The 20512-nt window shown below is 47.1% G+C and carries 15 protein-coding genes; all 15 read left to right on the top strand.

All coding sequences use genetic code 11. The features are described from left to right. The first annotated feature begins 5 nt into the window (after nucleotides 1–5). The 15 genes from ACT3R7_RS06440 to ACT3R7_RS06510 all read left to right on the top strand — a co-directional run bounded on the left by ACT3R7_RS06440 (nucleotide 6) and on the right by ACT3R7_RS06510 (nucleotide 20498). The gene (locus ACT3R7_RS06440) at nucleotides 6–356 is read left to right on the top strand and encodes a four helix bundle protein (protein ID WP_193092747.1); all 351 of its coding nucleotides are present in this window, start codon (nucleotides 6–8) and stop codon (nucleotides 354–356) included. Between the two features lie 82 nt (nucleotides 357–438). Then, nucleotides 439–1353 carry an ABC transporter ATP-binding protein gene (locus ACT3R7_RS06445; RefSeq protein WP_496198877.1) on the top strand — a complete coding sequence of 305 codons (915 nt, stop codon included), beginning with the start codon at nucleotides 439–441 and terminating at the stop codon, nucleotides 1351–1353. Nucleotides 1354–1402: 49 nt separating this feature from the next. Then, nucleotides 1403–2572 carry a dTDP-glucose 4,6-dehydratase gene (gene rfbB / locus ACT3R7_RS06450; protein WP_496198878.1) on the top strand — a complete coding sequence of 390 codons (1170 nt, stop codon included), beginning with the start codon at nucleotides 1403–1405 and terminating at the stop codon, nucleotides 2570–2572. A 222-nt stretch (nucleotides 2573–2794) separates the two neighbouring features. Continuing rightward, the gene (gene rfbD / locus ACT3R7_RS06455) at nucleotides 2795–3688 is read left to right on the top strand and encodes a dTDP-4-dehydrorhamnose reductase (protein ID WP_496198879.1); all 894 of its coding nucleotides are present in this window, start codon (nucleotides 2795–2797) and stop codon (nucleotides 3686–3688) included. 85 nt (nucleotides 3689–3773) lie between these two features. Beyond that, complete coding sequence (rfbA, locus tag ACT3R7_RS06460) at nucleotides 3774–4688, top strand: glucose-1-phosphate thymidylyltransferase RfbA (RefSeq protein ID WP_496198880.1); 915 nt, start codon at nucleotides 3774–3776, stop codon at nucleotides 4686–4688. A 104-nt stretch (nucleotides 4689–4792) separates the two neighbouring features. Then, nucleotides 4793–5341, top strand: a complete 549-nt coding sequence (gene rfbC / locus ACT3R7_RS06465; protein ID WP_496198881.1) for a dTDP-4-dehydrorhamnose 3,5-epimerase — start codon at nucleotides 4793–4795, stop codon at nucleotides 5339–5341. A gap of 42 nt (nucleotides 5342–5383) precedes the next feature. Next, complete coding sequence (locus ACT3R7_RS06470; RefSeq protein ID WP_496198882.1) at nucleotides 5384–7195, top strand: hypothetical protein; 1812 nt, start codon at nucleotides 5384–5386, stop codon at nucleotides 7193–7195. A gap of 40 nt (nucleotides 7196–7235) precedes the next feature. Further along, nucleotides 7236–8147 carry a hypothetical protein gene (locus ACT3R7_RS06475; protein WP_496198883.1) on the top strand — a complete coding sequence of 304 codons (912 nt, stop codon included), beginning with the start codon at nucleotides 7236–7238 and terminating at the stop codon, nucleotides 8145–8147. 37 nt (nucleotides 8148–8184) lie between these two features. After that, nucleotides 8185–8472, top strand: a complete 288-nt coding sequence (locus tag ACT3R7_RS06480) for a hypothetical protein (protein WP_496198884.1) — start codon at nucleotides 8185–8187, stop codon at nucleotides 8470–8472. 19 nt (nucleotides 8473–8491) lie between these two features. Beyond that, nucleotides 8492–9610 (top strand): non-hydrolyzing UDP-N-acetylglucosamine 2-epimerase, encoded by a 1119-nt coding sequence (gene wecB / locus ACT3R7_RS06485; RefSeq protein WP_496198885.1) that lies wholly within the window; start codon nucleotides 8492–8494, stop codon nucleotides 9608–9610. A 64-nt stretch (nucleotides 9611–9674) separates the two neighbouring features. Then, nucleotides 9675–10955: a UDP-N-acetyl-D-mannosamine dehydrogenase gene (wecC, locus tag ACT3R7_RS06490; RefSeq protein WP_496198886.1), complete on the top strand. Its 1281-nt coding sequence runs from the start codon at nucleotides 9675–9677 to the stop codon at nucleotides 10953–10955. A gap of 109 nt (nucleotides 10956–11064) precedes the next feature. After that, nucleotides 11065–16287: a glycosyltransferase gene (locus tag ACT3R7_RS06495; RefSeq protein WP_496198887.1), complete on the top strand. Its 5223-nt coding sequence runs from the start codon at nucleotides 11065–11067 to the stop codon at nucleotides 16285–16287. Between the two features lie 25 nt (nucleotides 16288–16312). Continuing rightward, the gene (locus tag ACT3R7_RS06500; protein ID WP_496198888.1) at nucleotides 16313–17263 is read left to right on the top strand and encodes a DUF6270 domain-containing protein; all 951 of its coding nucleotides are present in this window, start codon (nucleotides 16313–16315) and stop codon (nucleotides 17261–17263) included. 47 nt (nucleotides 17264–17310) lie between these two features. Next, nucleotides 17311–18570, top strand: coding sequence for a heparinase II/III domain-containing protein (locus tag ACT3R7_RS06505; RefSeq protein WP_496198889.1), 1260 nt, complete (start codon nucleotides 17311–17313; stop codon nucleotides 18568–18570). A 14-nt stretch (nucleotides 18571–18584) separates the two neighbouring features. Further along, on the top strand, nucleotides 18585–20498 hold the full coding sequence (locus tag ACT3R7_RS06510; RefSeq protein WP_496198890.1) for a hypothetical protein: 1914 nt from the start codon (nucleotides 18585–18587) through the stop codon (nucleotides 20496–20498). The last annotated feature ends 14 nt before the right edge of the window (nucleotides 20499–20512 follow it).

Genomic DNA, 20512 nt, shown 5'->3' on the forward strand with positions numbered 1-20512 from the left:
GGGGGATGAGGAAGCATCAAGAGTTGCGTGTATGGCAGCAGGCGATGGATCTGGTTGAACAGGTCTACGGTATAACCAAACTATTCCCAGACGACGAGCGCTATGGGCTCATCAGCCAAATGCGCCGCTGCGCTGTTTCTGTTCCCAGCAATATTGCAGAAGGTGCAGCTAGAGGAAGCACACAAGAATTCATTCGTTTTCTCTATATATCTCAAGGCTCTCTCAGTGAACTAGAAACCCAATTACTTATCGCTCAGCGCCTTAAATATTTAGAAAATATATCAGTCACGTTATCAGCAATTAACCAAGCCTCAGCCCAGCTAGGCGGCCTGATCAAACATTTAAAGAGTCGGTGATAATGATCTATTACACAAAACGTCTATTCACAATTCACCACTCACCATTCACCACTCACCATTCACCACTCACGAACCCCAAATGATCGAAATCAAGAACCTCTACAAGCGCTATCACAACCACCATGGCAGCGACTGGGTGCTTAAAGATATCAACGTCACTATCCCAACCGGGGTAGGGGTAGGCTTGATCGGTGCCAACGGCGCCGGTAAATCCACGCTTTTGCGTCTAATTTCTGGTATGGATTCGCCCGAGCGTGGGGAAGTTATTCGTCATAGCCGCGTTTCCTGGCCAATCGGCCTTTCCGGCGGTATGCAAGGGAATATGACAGGCCGTCAAAACACTAAGTTTGTGGCCCGCGTGCAAGGCAGCAGCCCCAAAGAAGTCCAGCGTGTTATTAAGTTTGTGGAAGACTTCGCCGAAATAGGCCCAGCGTTTGATGAGCCAATCCGTACCTACTCTTCAGGTATGAAGTCGCGTATTTCGTTTGGCCTTTCCCTTGCTTTTGACTTTGATGTCTATATTTCGGATGAAGCGACCGCTGTTGGCGACAGAGCCTTTAAAGAGAAGGCCAAGGCACTTTTCAAATCAAAGGTTGGCCAAGCATCATTGATTATGGTGTCTCATGGTGAAGGCATTTTAAAAGACCTTTGTCAGGCGGGTTTGTACCTCAAAGGCGGCAGTGCTTACTGGTACGACGATATTAACGAAGCCATCGCCGCCTATCACGCTGATGTCGATGCTAAGAAAAAAGCCGGTGAAAGCGATTTACCGAACGATGTTATCGGTGCAAGGCACTACCTGGCTGAATGCCACCAGATTCTGAAAGGTGCCCAGGAAACCTTGAAAGATCTGGTAGAAGAGGGTGCGTCTGAGGAACAAATCAAGGCCGCTAAGCAGGAAGTCAATACGGCGGGCAAAACGGCCAGAGAAGTCCGCTTGCACCTGGAAGCATTGGAAGAAAAACAGCGTGACGAAAAGCAGAAGTCAGCTTAAGCCACAAACCAAACGCCGCAAGTAAGTTAGCACTAAGTAGATGAAAAATATGGACGTTAAAACCTTTTTAATTACTGGCGGTGCCGGTTTTATTGGCTCTGCGGTAGTGCGTGAACTGATTCACAACACTAAGCACACCGTTGTTAATATCGATAAGCTTACCTACGCAGGCAACCTTGAATCACTTGCCAGCGTTGAAGGTAGCGACCGATATACCTTCGAGCAAGCTGATATTTGCGATGCACAGGCCATGCAGCGGCTATTTGAGAAGCATCAGCCAGATGTGGTGATGCACCTGGCCGCTGAAAGTCATGTAGACCGCTCTATCGATGGCCCCGCCGAGTTTATCCAAACCAACGTGGTAGGCACCGCCGTGCTGCTGGAAGCCGCCCGCGCTTATTGGAAAAGCCTTCAGCAGCAAGATGCCCCAAAAGCCGAAGCGTTCCGCTTCCATCATATCAGTACCGATGAAGTATACGGCGACCTGGCTGAGAATGAAGCGTTAGTAGTAAAAAGTCAGGAAAACGCCTCACCACTTACTACTCACCATTCACTATTCACCGAACAAACCCCTTACGCGCCTAGTTCACCTTACTCCGCGAGTAAAGCCAGCTCTGACCATTTAGTACGCGCATGGCAGCGCACCTATGGCCTACCTACATTGGTCACCAACTGCTCCAATAACTACGGCCCGAACCACTTCCCGGAAAAGCTGATTCCGCTGATGATCCTCAATGCCTTGGCAGGCAAACCCCTGCCGGTATACGGCGACGGTCAGCAAATCCGCGACTGGCTGTATGTAGAAGACCACGCCCGCGCACTCATCAAAGTAGCGACGGAAGGCCAAGTAGGCGAAACCTACAACATCGGCGGCCACAATGAGCAAACGAACCTGCACGTAGTGGAAACCATCTGTGAAATACTGGACGAACTGGTGCCCCTAAAAGCAGACGAGGACGCCCAAGCTTCATCGCCCACCATTCACCATTCACCATTCACCACTTACAAACAACTAATAACCTTCGTCACCGACCGCCCAGGCCACGACGTACGTTACGCCATTGATGCCGGAAAAATTGAGCGCGAACTGGGCTGGACCCCGGAAGAAACCTTCGAAACCGGCCTACGCAAAACCGTTGAATGGTACCTAGCCAACGAAACCTGGTGGAAACGCGTACAAGACGGCAGCTACCAAGGCCAACGCTTAGGCAGCCTATAAACCAGTAACGTATGCGGAAGGCGGTATTGAGCTGGCGCACCATACCCGCCTGTGGCAAAACCCAGGCGGCTGGCGCCGCCCCCGCGGGTGCCTCCACCGCTCGTTCCTCGCGCTTACGTTACACCGCGCTACGAAAAGGCACATATCAGGTTTTGTAGCGCGGCGTAAGCGTTAGCGCACCCGCGGGATAGCTTGAAGCGGGGCACCAAAAAGGATTTACCCATGAATATCTTCATCACCGGCGGCAACGGCCAGGTAGGCTTCGAGCTCCAACGCCAATTTGCCATTTTCGGCAACATCCTGGCCCCTACACGCCAGGAACTTGATTTAACCAACGCCCAAGCCGTCGATACCTATCTTGCCAAGCACCAACCCGCTCTAATCCTCAACGCCGCTGCCTACACCGCCGTAGATAAAGCCGAAAGCGAACCCGAGCAGGCCAGGCGCCTAAACGCAGAGCTACCCGCGCAACTGGCCCAATACGCCGCCCAGCAAGATATTACCCTGGTGCACTACTCAAGCGACTACGTATACCCCGGCAACGGTGAAACGCCATGGCAAGAAGACAGCCCTACTGGCCCGCTAAGCATATATGGCCAAACCAAGCTGGAAGGGGATAACGCCATCACTGAAAGCGGCGCCAACCACCTGATTTTTCGCACCAGCTGGGTATACGCCGCACGCGGTAACAACTTCATGAAAACCATGCTACGTCTGGGCCGCGAGCGGGAGGCGCTCAATATCGTGAACGACCAGATAGGCGCGCCCACCCCCGCACGCCTAATCGCCCAAGTAACCGCTTTAGCATTTACACCTCACCACTCACAATTCACCACTCACATACCACAAGGCATCTACCACCTGGCCCCACGCGGCGAAACCAGCTGGCACGGCTTTGCCTGCGAGTTTTTCAGCCAGGCCCTCAAGGCAGGCAAAGCGCTGGCAATCACGCCCGAGAACACCGCAGGCATACCCACGTCAGAGTACCCAACACCTGCAAAGCGCCCGCTCAATTCACGCATGAACCTGGCGAAACTTGAGGCGGCATTGGGTGTCACACTACCGCACTGGCAAAGCCAGCTAGCGCTGACGCTAAGCGAATACTGTGAGAAGTGAGGAGCAACTGAGTGAGGTGTCGATGCCCTCACACCTCACACCTCACTCCTAACGCCTTACACAGCAATACTCACGGATGACAGATATGAACTCCTCACCCCTAACTTCTCACCCCTCACAAAGAAAGGGCATCATCCTGGCCGGCGGCTCAGGCACGCGCCTGCACCCTATTACTCGGGGTGTCTCAAAACAGCTGCTACCCATTTACGACAAACCGATGATCTATTACTCGATCTCGGTACTTATGCTGGCCGGCATCCGCGAAATTCTGATTATCTCTACGCCAGAAGATCTACCCCAATACCAAAACCTGTTAGGCAGCGGCGAAGACTTCGGCCTGCAGTTTGAATACGCCGAACAGCCAAGCCCCGACGGGCTGGCGCAGGCATTTATCATAGGCGAAGCGTTCATCGGTCAAAGCCCCGTTTGCCTGGTATTGGGCGATAACATCTTTCACGGTCAACACTTCTCCGACCAGCTTAAACGAGCCAGCACACAACCCAATGGCGCCACCGTGTTTGGTTACCTGGTTAAAGACCCCGAGCGGTTCGGCGTGGTTGAGTTTGATGAAGCGGGTAAGGCAATCTCCATTGAAGAGAAGCCCAAAAAGCCCAAATCGGCCTATGCCGTAACAGGCCTCTATTTTTACGACAACGACGTAGTCGAAATTGCTAAAGCGGTAAAACCTTCTGAGCGGGGCGAGCTTGAAATCACCAGCATCAATAACGCTTATCTCAAGCGTGGGGATTTAAACGTAGAACGCCTGGGCCGCGGCTTCGCTTGGCTGGATACCGGTACACACGACAGCCTGTTGGAAGCCAGCCAATACGTACAAACCATTGAACACCGCCAAGGCCTCAAAATTGCCTGCCTGGAAGAAATTGCCTGGCAAAACGGCTGGATCAGTGATGAACATCTTACAGAACTCGCTAAGCCTCTCGCCAAGACCCAGTACGGCCAATATCTCCAGCGGCTGCTTAAGCAGAAACCTAAAAAGTAGGTTTGACAAGCAAATTAACGGGCCATGGAAGTCACAGAAAACACGGACCAACCATTTGTTTTTTCCGTGCTTTCAGTGAGTGTCCGTGGCCAAAAGGAATAACAATGCACTATCAGCAGCTCGCCATCCCCGATGTCGTTCTTCTCACTCCAAAAGTCTTTGGTGACGAGCGCGGCTTCTTCTTGGAAACCTTTCGTCAAAATGAATTTGAAGCGCACTGCGGCAACTACCAATTTGTGCAGGATAACCACAGCAAATCGGCCCAGGGCATTTTGCGCGGCTTGCATTATCAGTTGAATCAACCCCAGGGCAAGTTGGTGCGGGTAACCCGTGGGGAAGTATTCGATGTAGCCGTAGACATGCGTAAAAGCTCGCCTACGTTTGGCCGGTGGGTAGGTGTCACGCTCAGTGAAGAGAACAAACAGATGCTATGGGTGCCGCCGGGTTTTGCTCATGGCTTCTATGTCACCAGTGAAGTAGCCGAGTTCCAATACAAATGCACCGATTACTACGCCCCAGGTGATGAAGTATCGCTACGCTGGGACGACCCAGCCCTGGCGATTGAATGGCCGTTAGTTAATCAACAGCTTCCCACCCTTTCTGTGAAAGATGAGGAAGGGCTTAGCGTGAATGATGCGCCCTGTTTCAAGTAAATCAAAATGACTATTAAAAAAGCGAATGGAGCTGTCCAAACCATGTCCTTAGCCGTATATATCGGAACCGAAAAATTTCATGACGAGCAAAAAGGGGACGCACACGCACAGCCTGCCAGCGTCATCACCCTAAACGATATAGCAAACGGGCAGCAAAGCGACATCAATGAAGAGCAACCATCGCTAATTCTTCCCGTATTTACGGATGAAGCGCTAACAACTCTGGAAAACTGGCTAAAAAAAGACGCCGAGCGTAGCTGCACGCTAGCCTGGCCGCACCCCAGTGCGTGGCTGGCTACTAGCCTTCAGCAGGGCAGCCGTCCGAAAGAAGCGCTTTGGCAATGGAGCTATCAGGCTGACCTTATCCTGAAGCTTTATAAGCGTAAGCGCCGCCAAATGACCCTGGAAGGTTACCTTCCCGGCGTAAACGCGCAAGGCCGGTTACCTATGATCGAGGAGCTTACGTTAACCAACACAGCACCCATTTACCGGTTAATGGCACACCAGCTCACTCAAGAAGATAGCCTGCTGCAACAGGCCTATAACTATCTTAAAGCCAGCAGTGCGAACGTAGCCGCGTGGCAGTTGCCAGCGGCCGACACCGTGGAACAAAGCCTTCACTACCTAACACAAGAAAGCCAGCAGTTGCAGGCCTTAAAAGCCACCGCTGATGCTACTCAAGCAGAACTTAGTAGCGCACAGCAAAGCAACACTCAGCTTTACAAGCAATTGCAAGAAGCACAGGCCAGTGGTCAAGCAAGCCAGCAGCAGGTAAAGGAAATAACTGAACGGCTCTCTGAAAAGAACGTTCAGCTGCTTGAGACTGGAAAAACCAAAGACGCTCTACGCGCACAGCTCAATGAAGAGCAAGAAACACACGCCAAGCTGCAAGACCACGCACACAGAATTGAACAAGAAAATGCCGCGCTATTAGAGCAGTTGATGCGAGTACAAGAAGCATTGGAAGATAATATTTTAAATAACCAAGTACACCAAGCAGATCTTGAAGAGAAAGAGGCTAAACTCAACTGGCTAAGAAAGAAAACCAAAGATCAAGAATCCAAGCTAGAAGAACGCAAAATAACGCTAATCCAGTTGAAAGAAGAACATAAAAGAACACTTGAAGAAAAGCAAAAAACAGTTCAAGCATTAACCAGCAATATACAGAAGCTGGAAAAATCGGTGAAAGAACAGCAATCGGCTTACCAAGCGCTAAACCAAAGAACTCAGCAAGCTCAAACTAAGCTGCAAGAACAGTACAAAGAAGCCACAAAACAGGCAACTGAAAGCCATCAGCAGCTAGAGCAAGAAGCCATTGAAAAATCACTAATCATCGCCCAGCTGCACGAAACGCAAGAACAGCTAGCAAAATATATTGAAAACGTTGAGCACTACCAAGAACAGGCCGATAACCGCCAGAAAACTATCAACGTACTCAAACAAGAACAGCAGCTTATCTGTCACCAATATGAAAGCGTGACGCAGTGGTTGCGCGTAAGCGGGCACCGCAACGCGGCCGCCGCCTACCGTTATAGTCGCCCGTTCAAGCGCGCGCTGCCCCAGCAGCTGGCTACTATCAAACAAAGCAGCTTGTTTGATGCCCAGTGGTACTGCGAGCAATACCCTGATGTTACTACATCAGGTATTGAGCCCGCTGAACACTACCTCAAATTTGGTGCCATTGAAGGCCGCAACCCCAGCGAGAAATTCGACACGCTCTACTACCTGTGTGAATACTCGGATGTCGCTGTCTCCGGCCAAAATCCGCTGCTGCATTATTTACGTTATGGCCAGCATGAAGAGCGTTTTCCGACGAAGCCTCGCCAACAGTTGCCAGCCCCTGCTGGCCAGTAAAACGCCCACCTTACTGACCGGTAAATAGAAGCGAGTCACCATGCAAACCAATCTGCTCTACATTGGCCCATTACGGCCAGAAACATTGACACTGCTGGAGGCACTTCCCCCAGCAGAGCACGCCCTGTTTGTTACCCCTACACCGAATGCCCCGCTGTGGGAAGTAGTGCAAGGACTGTTTCCTCAAGCCAAGCAACAGGTAATAAAAGTAGCGGAAGCCAGCGGCGAGCTGCCTTACTATGAATACAATTTACCCGAATTTAACGCAAGCCAGCCTGCGTCTGGGCTTTATACCCTATACCCCGGTTTAGAGCTCCTTGAAAGCAGCCCCCTGCCCCTGGTAGGCGTAGAAGCGCTGTTGAGTGAGATACAAAGCGCAACCGACACCATCGTGATCGAACAGCCTGAGCTAGTATGGCCGCTATTGGAGGCTCTAGCTGCACTGCCTGGCTACAAACGGCTAAGCGAACTCTGGATAAGAGTAGGGGCTTTACCGCTTTATGAAAGCATGCCGGAAGCAGAAGAGATCCGCAGCTGGTGCCAGAAACAAGGTTTTGAGCTGCAGGTAACCAACGAAGACGACCCCGACCTGCCTCTGCTACAGCTAGCTCGCCACCCTTACTATGACCGCTGGCAGGAAGAGGCCCAGCGTGCTGCCAAACTGAATGAGCAGTTGAAAGTTGCCCAGCAGCAGGTAGAAGAACAACAGGCGGTGAAGGCTCAATTTGAGGCGCTTCAACAAGCTCATAAACAGTTGCAAGCACAGTATGCCGAGCAAGAAAACCAGCTAACAGTACTACAAGAGAAACTTAATCAGCAGCAAGCGCTCCAAACTGCCGTGTCCGAGTTACAAAAAACCATGCACCAGAAATTTGATGAGCAGCACGTATTCATGAAAGAAACCGCCAACGCGCTTGGCCAGCATATTACCCGCCGCACCGCTGACCAGTAACGGGCAGCTTAACGACCAAGAATGTGAGGGCATGGTTGTGACAAAACGAATTGTTGCCAACGCGTCAAAAAAATTTCGTGAAGGGAACTACCAAGAAGCGTTAAGCCTGTATCAAAAGGCAGACCAGTTTTACGATGGCGGTTTTTTTAGCGCCAATATTACTTTGTGCCAACAGCGTATCAATAAAGAAAACGGTAGCGAGCCCGTATTACCTGGCTCGCCTGCTGAATCGAGACAGCTCAAAGAAACGCAGAGCCTGCTTGAGCATTACTATAATCGCTGCCAAGAACTTGAATATTCGTTGTTAGAAACTGCCAAACCATAGGCAAGAAATAGGTACATCGATGAAAGTATTAACCGTGTTTGGTACACGCCCTGAAGCCATCAAAATGGCACCGCTGGCGCTACAACTGGCGGCGGATGAGCGTTTTGAAGCAAAAGTATGTGTAACGGCGCAGCACCGTGAAATGCTGGATCAGGTCTTGGAGCTTTTCGAGCTCAAGCCAGAATACGATTTAAACATCATGAAGCCCGGGCAAGACCTCAACGATATCACCTGCGGAATTCTTCAAGGCTTGAAGCCTGTGCTTGAAGAGTTCAAGCCCGATATCGTGCTGGTACACGGCGACACTGCTACCACCTTTGCCACCACGCTTGCCTGCTACTACCAGCAGATCCCGGTAGGGCATGTAGAAGCAGGTTTGCGTACAGGCAACCTGTACTCACCCTGGCCAGAAGAAGGCAACCGCAAACTCACCGGCGCGCTTGCCGCCGTGCATTTTGCTCCCACTACGACTTCCCAGCAAAACCTGCTAAATGAAGGTATTAAGCCGGAAACCATTCACGTCACTGGCAACACTGTCATCGATGCGCTATTGGATGTCGTCGAAAAGCTCAAAACCAACCCCAAGCTTGCCGCCGAACAAGCTGCGCGTTTTCCCATGCTGGATACCAGCAAAAAGCTCATTCTGGTCACCGGCCATCGCCGTGAAAGCTTTGGCGGTGGCTTTGAGCGTATTTGCCAAGCCCTAGCAGAAACCGCCAAAGCGCACCCGGAAACGCAAATTCTTTACCCGATGCACCTCAACCCGAATGTCCGCGAGCCGGTAAACCGCTTACTTGCAGATGTTGCTAACGTGCATCTTATTGAGCCACAAGATTATTTGCCCTTTGTTTATTTAATGAATCAGGCGCACATCATCTTAACCGACTCAGGCGGTATTCAAGAGGAAGCACCTTCGCTGGGTAAGCCTGTACTGGTAATGCGCGATACCACCGAACGCCCCGAGGCTGTAGAAGCGGAGACAGTGAAACTGGTCGGCACCAATGTAGAAGATATTACTCAGGCGTTAAATACACTGCTAACCGACGAGCAGGCCTATAACGCCATGAGTTACGCCCATAACCCTTACGGCGATGGCAAAGCCTGCCAACGCATCCGCGATGCGTTGGCCACTCGCTAAAACACAACGTACTACTGGGTTTAGTCAATTCACCATTCACTACTTACCATTCACGGTTAAAAAAATGAACTTTGAAACTATTTCCATGATCGGCCTGGGCTATATCGGCCTACCAACCGCCGCCGTATTTGCCTCACGCAAGAAAAAAGTTATTGGTGTAGACGTAAACCAGCACGCTGTGGATACCATCAATAGCGGCCAAATCCACATTGTAGAGCCTGAGCTTGATATGGTGGTACACGCCGCGGTTACCCAAGGCTACCTGCGAGCGACTACCACGCCTGAACCCGCAGACGCCTTTATGGTAGCGGTACCCACGCCGTTCCATACCGATGAGCATGGCCAGAACCATAAAGCTGATCTTAGCTACATTGAAGCAGCGGCCAAATCCATTGCCCCGGTGTTGCAAGTAGGTAATTTGGTGGTGCTGGAATCCACAAGCCCCATTGGTGCTACTGAACAAATGGCCGAATGGCTTGCCGAAGCGCGGCCAGACCTGACCTTCCCGCAAACCCACGGTGAAGCATCGGATATTCGCATTGCCCACTGCCCCGAGCGCGTATTGCCCGGCCACGTGATTCGCGAGCTGGTCGAAAACGACCGTGTTATTGGCGGCATGACCCCCAAATGCGCTGAGGTTGCCAGTAAGCTTTACCAAATTGTGGTGGAAGGTGAGTGCGTAACCACCACCGCTCGCACCGCTGAAATGGCTAAGCTCACTGAAAACAGCTTTCGTGATGTAAACATTGCGTTTGCCAACGAGCTTTCCACTATTTGCCACGAACTGGATATCAACGTATGGGAGCTAATTGCGCTGGCAAACCGCCACCCGCGGGTTAACATTCTTACTCCTGGCGCTGGCGTAGGTGGCCACTGCATCGCGGTAGACCCCTGGTTTATTGTAGATTCATGTCCGGAACAAGCCAAAATCATTCGCGCCGCGCGTGAAGTAAACGATGCCAAACCCCAGTGGGTGCTGGGCCGAGTGAAAGAAGGGCTTGAGTACTACCACCAGCAGCACCCCGATGCCAAACGCAGCGACCTCACCGTGGCCTGTTTGGGTGTTGCGTTTAAGCCCGATATCGATGACCTGCGCGAAAGCCCCGCTCTTGGCATTGCAGAACAAGTAGCAGCCTTGGGCTGCCGACTACAGGTAGTGGAGCCTAACATTGAAGCGCTGCCCAAAAACCTGCAACAGCCCAATGTTGAACTGAAAACTTTAGAAGAAGCCCTTGCCCAGGCAGATGTAATCTGCGTTTTGGTGAAGCATAAGCCGTTTATTCAAAGCGTGGAAAAAGTACGCGAAAAAGAAAGCGTCATTGATGCCGTGGGCTTGCTCGGTTAAGACACTTTAATAGCAGGTATAAAAGGGAGGGGTGCTTTCCCTCCTTTTTAGTAATCCAGCTTTATGTATTTATTTATATTTATTCTTCTTATCTCGCTTCTGGACCCCCATGGACGATTTGCTTACTTACGCAAAAAAGCTTTCTGAACAGCCGTTAACGTTACTAAACGCGCCGATAAAAGGGCGCATCGCCTACATGGTAAGCCATGGGCAAAGCTATGCCAGCAATGGCTATGCGATTCGCACCCAGGGCGTGGCCCATGCGCTAAATCAACACGGGTTAGAAACTCTGTGTTTTGTGCGCCCAGGTAGGCCATGGGAGCTAAATGCGGAAAGTATTATAAAGCCAGAAGTCACCATCGATGGCGTAAGGTATATTCATTCGCGCTGGCATGAGGATCAAGAAGCCAAAAATAATAAAGAAAAGCTGTTAGCAAACGTAAATAAATATATCGAATTATTTAAGATTTACCGCCCCAGCGCGGTACTAGCTGCTTCTAACTATGCGGTAGGGCTGCCTGCATGGTTGGCGGCCAAACGTTTGGGCCTGCCGTTCTACAACGAGGTACGCGGCTTCTGGGAGCTTTCACGCGCAGCACGTGAACCGGAGTACGAAAATAGCGCGGCCTTAAAAAAAGAGGCCGAGCGCGATGCCTTTGTGGCCCAGCAAGCAAGTAAGGTATTTACTCTTAATCAGCCTATGAAAGAGGAGCTGATTAAGCGTGGAGTAGTAGCAGAAAATATAGCACTAGTCCCTAATGGCGTTAGTAAATTACCGGAGCTAAAAACCGCCAATCTTGAACTGAAGCAAAAATTAGGTATCGGAAAAAACGAAAAGGTCATTGGTTACGTAGGTAGCTTCAATGCCTATGAAGGTTTAGAGGTTCTTATAGAAGCTTGTGCCGCATTAGTGGAGCAAGGCGAAAAGCTCAAGCTTATGTTAGTGGGTGATGATCAATTATTAACGCAGGTAGCTGCTACTAGTCACATTACAGCCAGCCAACCCTGGTTAATTCAAATAGGCCGTGTACCCCACGACGAAGTGAGTGATTACTACGCGCTGCTCGATATGGTTGTTATTCCTCGCAAAAAACTGCCGGTGTGTGAACTAGTGCCGCCGATGAAAGCGGCTGAAGCGCTGGCCTATGGCAAGCGGCTAATTGTTTCCGATGTGGCGGCGCTAGAAGAGTATGCCGTTAAGTATGATGGTGTAGTTTCATTTCCATCTGGTGGAAATTTCTTAACCCTGGCTCAAGCTCTTCAGAAATCATTGAAGCTATCTGCAACCAACGCTGCTGAATCAGTGGTTATGCAGGTAAATACTCAGCCAATGGCTTGCGAGCTGAATAGAAAAGAAGTTGAAGCAATCCTGGATATTCCAGCGCCTAAAAAAATAGAGCTGCGCGATGTTAGCCAGGTAGATTATGCCACGGCCAGCCTATGGTTTTACAAGCAAGGCAACCTTACCGATACGTTACGTGCACTGGAAAGCCTGCAAAAGCGCGGTGTGAAGTTCGATAAGGCCAAACGTGATTTTCAGGCGTTTGTGGCCGGGCTTGCCCGTCTCAAGGACGGTTGGAAGCTGCCACCACGCCAGCCCAATCCTGGTCTTATGTCACGTCGGCACCATCTACTTTATTGTCTCCATCAGTCGGTTCCCCACGCGACCAACGGGTATTCAACCCGCTCCCATGGCGTAGCGGTAGGTTTAAAACAGGCGGGTTGGCAGGTACGTGCTACCACCCGCCCAGGTTTTCCCTGGGATGCGCAAATCAAAGGGCTTAACAAGGGCTATCACGAAGCGGAAGTTGAAGGCATTACGTACGCCGCCTGTGCCGGTTGGAACTTAGCCAAGACGCCGCTGGATTTTTACTTGGCTGAAGCCGCCGACCACTACGTACGCGAAGCGCAAACTAGCGGTGCAGAAATTATCGCTGCTGCTTCCAATCACATTACGGCGCTACCTGCACTCATGGCCGCCAGGCGCTTGGGGCTACCGTTCGTATACGAAGTGCGCGGTCTTTGGGAAGTAACCCAGGCATCAACACAGCCTGAATGGGCGGGGTCTGAGCGTTATGAGCTGATGCGCGAACTCGAGCAGCAGGCTGCGCGTGAGGCGGATCTGGTTATCACGTTAACCGAAGAGCTTGCCGCTGAGCTGGCCTCTTGGGGAGTCGCGCGCGAGCGTATTGTAGTGGTGCCTAATGCGGTTAATGCCGAACGGTTCAAGCCCATTGCTCCTGATCCCAAGGTAATTAAAGAGCTTAAGCTCAAGAAAGGCGTGCCCGTAATCGGTTACGCAGGTAGTGCAGTAGCCTACGAAGGACTAGAGCTATTGCTGGATGCGCTGGCTCAGCTTAAGGCCAAAGGCCAGGACTTCACTTTTGTACTGGTAGGCGATGGTAAGGTCATTGATACCGTAAAACTGAAAGCCAAAGCGCTGGGTATTGAAAAGCACTGCCGCTTTACGGGGCGTGTACCATTTGATGCCGTACCCAAGTATCTTTCCTGCATGGATATCATGCCTGTTCCGCGCTTATCTTCAGCGGTTACCGAAATGGTGTCGCCGCTTAAACCCCTTGAAGCCATGGCCATGGGTAAGGCCGTGGTGCTTTCGGATGTTTCCCCGCACAAGACCATGGCAGGGGATAACGAACGCGCGCAGCTATTCAAGAAAGACAGCACGGAAGACCTATGCCGCGTACTGAAAACCCTGATTGATAGCCCTGAGGAGCGTCAACGTTTGGGGCTGGCCGCTCGCGCCTGGATAGAGCAGGAACGTACCTGGAACCACGTTACCCGCCTTTATGCTGAAAGCCTGGAGCTTGTACGTTCAACTGAGCGTGTTTTGCCTGCAGCTAATTTCCAGGCTTCTCCCAAGCGGTTGGAGCAGATGACACTCGGCTTGATTGCCGACCAGTTCACTACCGATACGCTAGCCAGCGCCGTGAAAGTAGTGCCGCTTTCACCGGAAAACTGGCGAGAAGAGCTCGCCAAGCAGCCGATAGATGCGATGTTTGTAGAATCGGCCTGGAAAGGCAATGACTGGAAATGGCACCGCAAGGTGGGTTATTACAGCGATGAAGAGTTTGCGCCTCTAAGCGAGCTGTTAGCGCACTGCCGCGCACACACTATACCTTCGCTGTTCTGGAACAAGGAAGATCCGGTTCATTTCGACCGCTTCCGTAAAGCGGCCTCGCTTTGTGACCATGTATTTACCACCGATAGCCGTCGAATCATTCCGTACTTAGCCACGCCAGGGGCATTGACCCAAACCGCCAGCAGTGCGCCGTTCTATGCCTCGCCCAAAATTCATAACCTGCTACCTTCCAAGCGCGAATGGCAACCCACTGCCGCTTATGGTGGTACCTATTACGGCAAGCGTTACCCTGAGCGTACCGAGTACATGGATAAGATCATGAGTGCCGCAGCACCACTTGGTCTTACCATTTACGATCGCCAGCACGATGACCCAGAATCGCCTTATAAATACCCAGGCGGCTTGGGTAGCTACGTAGCCGGTAGCCTGACGTACGAAGAGATGATTCAGGCGTACAAAGCCCATCCGGTACAAATCAATGTGAACTCGGTGCTGGATTCACCCACCATGTTCTCGCGCCGGGTAGTAGAAACGGTCGCCTGTGGCTCACCGTTAATTTCTGGCCCTGCGCTTGGAATGAATCGCTACCTGGAAGGGGCAGGGCATGTGGTGCGCACCGAAAGCGAAGCGGCGCAAGCGCTAGAAAATTTGATGCATCATCCGGCTTACCGCTGGCGCAATGCACTAAAAGGTGCGCGGGCTATCATGCGTGCCCACACAACCGAGCTGCGCTTATCGCAAATGCTGCGTACTGCTGGCGTAGTGGTAGATGCTACGCAGCCGCCCGATATAGCGCTGGTGGCGGACGAAATTACCGAAGCCGCTGCGCAACGGCTGCTAACCCAAACCCTTCGCCCGCAACGCGTTGTTGCGAGCGAGTGGCAGCATGGCACACAAGTACAGCTGGAAGCGGCGGGCATTGCATGTGGTAGCCCAGAAGGGCAGCGCGTAGAAACCAATTCCCTTTGGCTATTGGCTAGCTCTCGCGCGCTGGAAGAGTTGGAACCAGAAGATCTGGAAGACTTAGCCTGGCCTACTTACTACGCGCCCCAAACGCGTATTGGTTTCAGCCGAGATGCCGTGCTGGGCGAAGGCCAATGGCCTGGCGTTGCCCAAGAAGGCATTGTGATAAATGATGGCCTGCAACTGATACGCAGCACTACCGAAAGCATACCTCTTGAGACCCTTGTTGAGGGAGCCACAAAACAGCCTACCTTAGCACTACGAAAGCCACCGTATTTTCATGAGAACGCGCCCAACGTGTTACCCAAGAAAACGGTGGTAATAGCTGGGCACGACCTCAAGTTTATTAAACCGTTCTACCCTTATTTCACGGATGTAGGTATACGGTTACTGCTTGACTTTTGGACTGGTCACAACCAGCACAACGAAATAGCCAGTAAACGTTTAGTACGACAAGCGGATACTGTCTTCTGTGAGTGGACACTGGGCAATGCCATTTGGTACGGCCAGCATAAGCGAGAGGGACAAAAGCTGGTAGGACGTTTACATGCTCAAGAGTTACGCAGCGCTTTATTTGATAAAGTACCCTTTGAAGTATTTGATACCGTAATATTTGTTGGTCCTCATATGCTCCGCAATGCTCAAAAGCGCAATTCAGTATTGAATAAGAATGGCGTAGTTATCTATAACGGGGTTGATATTGAGGCAATGCAAGCAGTACCTCGAAAACCTACCAATGGCAAAGTATTGGGCTTGGTGGGTATGGTGCCACAAAGCAAGCGGTTGGACCGAGCGCTGGATATTCTTAAAGAGTTACGAACAGAAGATGAGGATTACACGCTACGTATAAAAGGTAAACGGCCAGAAGATTTCTCGTGGATGGTAAATCGACCAAACGAAATGGCGTGGTATGAAGAACAGTATCGTCGAATTGATGAAGACCCACTGTTGAAAAATGCTGTCTTCTTTGATCCACAGGGCAATGATATGCCCAAGTGGTACTCTGGTGTCGATTATATACTGTCTGTGAGTGATCATGAGAGCTTTCACTTGGCTGTAGCAGAAGGGGCAGCTAGCAGCTGCATGCCTGTAATACTGCCCTGGCAGGGGGGAAATGAAATTTATCCCAAGAATTGGATATATAGTAATATTAAATCAGCGGTCAAAGGAATACAAATTGGCATGGCAGATTCATCTGGTGTTAAAGAGTTTGCTAGTGTTAACTTTGATATTACCAATATTGCAGATAAATTTATTAAAGTGTCTTAAGTTATACTTAATGTCTAGGTGTTTTATGAATTTCCCAATTAGGGTTTTTATATTAGGTAGCTGTGTATCAAGAGACCCGTTTGAAATAGCTGATAAAAAAGATTTCACAATTGTAAGCTATTATGCACGGTCAAGCTTTGCTTCTTTAGGAGCTAATGCATATGTCGATAAAAAGTTATTGAATAATATTAGCTCAAGTTGGCAGCGTAGAATGGTGAATGCAGACATGAGTAAGTCAATCTTTACTCATTTGGAAAGTGTTGACTATGATGTGCTTCTTTTAGATTTAATCGACGAACGATTTAGTTTGTCTAAATTTGGCAATTCGTTACATACAATTTCTTCTGAATATAAAAAAGCTTTGTATAAGCCAAATCAATATGGCTTTATAAATGCCAATTCAGATGAGAAACTTCTTTTATGGAAAGATGGATTAAAAAAGATAAGTGATTTTTTAATCAAAAAAAACTTAGATAGCAAGGTTGTGGTTAATAAAGTTTATTGGTCTCTAAATAGTGAAGGTAAGGAGAAGCTTCTTAATAGATATACTGAAAGTTCTGTCAAGATTGCTAACGAGAAATTGAAATGGATGTATGACGAAATAGAGAGGATTATGCCTAATGCAAAATTTATAACTTATACTGATAGCGAGTTAGAGTTAGACGAGCAGCATAAATGGGGGTTGGAACCATTCCACTATTCTAAAAAAGCATTTATTAAACAGCTGAATACGTTGTTTTTACTTTCATTACGAGATTTAAAGTTTACTATAAAGCATGGATTAGGTGACAAAAGCTTTAAATTTCCTATAAATTGGAAAGTAGACCCGTTTAATAGTCGCCCATGGATGCACCATTTTATGAGTCTAAGATGGTTGGGCTCTAATTGTTCTTACCTTTTTATAGCTAATGTTCTTATTAGCTTTTATAAGTTTCATTGTGAAAAAAAAATAACAACCCATATTATAATTCAATAAGAGGTGATCACACGGCTGCCATTAGATTAGGTGTTTTTTGCGATATTATGAAAAAATACCAACATCATGGTTTGCACACTATTAAAAATATTACCAATAGGCTTATTATCGAGGAAGTGAAAAATTTACAGTCTCCTCGTATGTACCGTGCAGGGCACAATCATGGCCTAATGGTTGATTTAGCACTCCTTAATTTAATTAAATTTTTTCCAGAATATAAAAATAAAATCAATGTTGATTTGGTTTTACAGCGTAGTAGTAATACTCTTAAGGAAATGTGGCACCCATCAGGATTAACTAAAGAGCATTCAGTCTCTTATCAAGAATATAATATACCATTAACGGCTGATTACTTTTTACTCCTACAAGAACTGGAATTGGAGGCCTATACAAGCATTGATTTAAATAGTGTGCTTGAGGAGTCTAAGCGGTTTTTAGGTTATGCGCTTAAGTCTAATGGTGAGTACTTCCCTCTTGGTGATTCATTTCGGCTTCCGAATAAAAAAATATTAAATAATATTTATGGTGTTTCATCTGAATATCTTGATAATGCTCACAAATTGCTTTCACCATGTTCAAATGAGGATGGCTTTTATACAAACGATCATTTTTTCATTTATAGAAGAGATATAAATGGAAAAAAAATCCACTTTGCAGCAACGTGTTGCTGGGATTCCCATAACCATAAGCAAAATGATGAGCTCTCATTCTGTCTGGATGTGAATGGAGTTACTATATTTGATGACCCTGGTTATACTGAGTTTACAGACTGGGACTCTATGCTGAACTTAAAGTCTGAATCAATGCATACAACTATTACTATTGATGATAAGGCTTGGGGTGACGTGCTTTATACTAATAATAAATCTAAAGTTATAGTTAATAATGTTGATTGTGATGGTTTTAATATTTCCATGTTAATGGAAAGGTATGAGGGTATTCAGTTTATTCGCAATATAAATTTTGAAAAAGGTGTTTTTGAAATCTCTGATACAGCTATTTCTAAAGCACAGATTCTTTCAATAAGATTTAATAGAGCTTTTATCTTTGGTAATAATATAGATGTAGTGTTAAAAGACGATGATCATTCAGTTTTTTATCTTTATGATAAAAAATCAAAAAAAGAGATTGCTAAGTTTTATGGTGTTAGATTCTCTCATTTAAATGATATTAATATAGTCGGGTCTGATAGGAAAGAAATGAAAAAAAGCAAAAGACTAATTGTTAATACCCATGCAGATTTTGGTCAAGTTTTGTTAGAAGATGGTTTTATTTTTAATTTTCCGAAATTAGTTGTTGATATTTAATTCCAGGAGGTTTTATGACTACTGAGTTTGCTTGGGTGTTTTCAAAAAAAAGAGAAATTAATTTTAATTGGTTCTATCTTGATGATAATATTCATGGTTCTTTAATTGTGCAACCTTGTAAATACACTAAAAATATTTTTAGTAAAAATGATGTTATTTTTTTATCAACAACAGATGCAAATTATGATATCAATGCTGATTCTTTTTTTGATGGAGAATGTGTTTTTCAAAAAGAGCTGAAGTTCAATGCTGATCCAAAAAATATTGATGAATATTTTGACTTTATTAATAACAGTAGAGGCTCTTACTGTGTTGGTTTTTTTCACGAAGCTTCAGGAGTAAAACTAGCTCGGTTTGCAAATGATCAATTAGGTATGTACCCATTATTATATTATGTGGATGATGATAATATAGTAGTTACAAATAATCCCATTTTTGCAGAATCTATATTTAAAAATTCAAGTGGTGTTAAATTAAAACGTGGTTTCAAACATGTCATCAATGAAATAGTTACATCTTCGCCTTTAGATGTAGGACCGTTTGAAGGTATGAGTTTTATTCCATTTGACTCGGAGTTAGTGATTAGCCAAGAAGGAAAGATAAGTATCAAAAGAAGAAAGGGAAATGATTTTTACTATAGGCCAAGTAAAAGCGAAAGTCTTCTATTTGATAATGCCGTTACTGAAATATTAGAAAATGTAGAGGCAATAGCAAAGTCAGATGTAAAAATAAAGATAGCTGATATAACAGGCGGTTTTGATAGTCGCCTAGTACTGGCCGCAATTCTAAAATCCGGCTTGAAAGATGAATTTTACTTCAATGTTAATGGTAAGTATCCCAATCCGGATGTAAATATTGCTAATTTCATAATTGAAAAATACGACCTTAAAAAAGGAAGTTTAGCAAAAAACCCTTTTAAACGTAAAAGTTATTTATCAGAAAATATCTTGCATGAGCTATCAACATTCACTTATGTTTCATCTGGGATGAAGAATAATATTGACCGTCATATTGATTCTTTGTTTTTAAATTCTAATATTGTACAAGTTGGTGGTGGGTTTTCTGCTTATAAAGCTAATAAATCTAAATCATTGAAAAATGAAGTGCCTAATATTGAAAGCGCAGTGAATGTCATCTGCTCTGGTGAATTTTCAATTCCAAACGAACAAATTGAAGAGATAAAGAAAAATGTAAAAACGATACTCGAAAGTTGGGTTTTAGATCAAGGCATGAACGTATATGATGCTTTGGATAGATATCATATTGAATATAGAACGCGCTTTCATATAGGCTTATGTGAGCATTGGTCTCGCCTATGCCAGCCAAAGGTACACCCTTTACATTCGCCTGCTTTAGTAAGGTTGTCTTTTCATATTGGTTATCAAGCCCGGTTGAATGATCAGTTGCTCTTTAAACTAATGGAGTATTTAGAACCATCTTTATGTCTTGTGCCTCTTGAAAAGCGAGTTTGGAATAAAGCCTCTTATGCTGATAGCGTTTTAAGAAATAAGATAATTAGCATTAAGCCTGTTACTGATAAGAGTGAAAGATTATATTCACAAGAACCCGAAGAAAAAAAATTGACATTTATCCAAGTGGATAAGGAAAAATCTGATTTTTTTCTTTCGAGAGAAAACTCCGCAGAGCAAGCACTTCCTAGGCTCAAGGTTGATACCGACTGGTATAAGCTTCAGATGAAATTAGGTAGAAAATGGCATTGGTATAATTTGGCACATATAAAAGCAGCTTTCGATTATCTTTTAAAACAATCTCTTATTAGTAGTAATGAGCTTTCTTGGATGAAAAATATTTCCCATAAAGAATTGTCAGAGTATAAAAACATCAAAGAAGTTCTTGAGCTACATGCACTAGCTCAGTTTTTGATTTTTTATCAGGGTAAAGAAATTCCATTAAGAGTAAGTTATTAAATAATCATCCCTAT

Origin of the sequence: Halomonas sp. AOP43-A1-21, from assembly GCF_052376775.1 — a bacterium.
GTDB classification, from domain to species: Bacteria; Pseudomonadota; Gammaproteobacteria; order Pseudomonadales; family Halomonadaceae; genus Vreelandella; species Vreelandella colorata.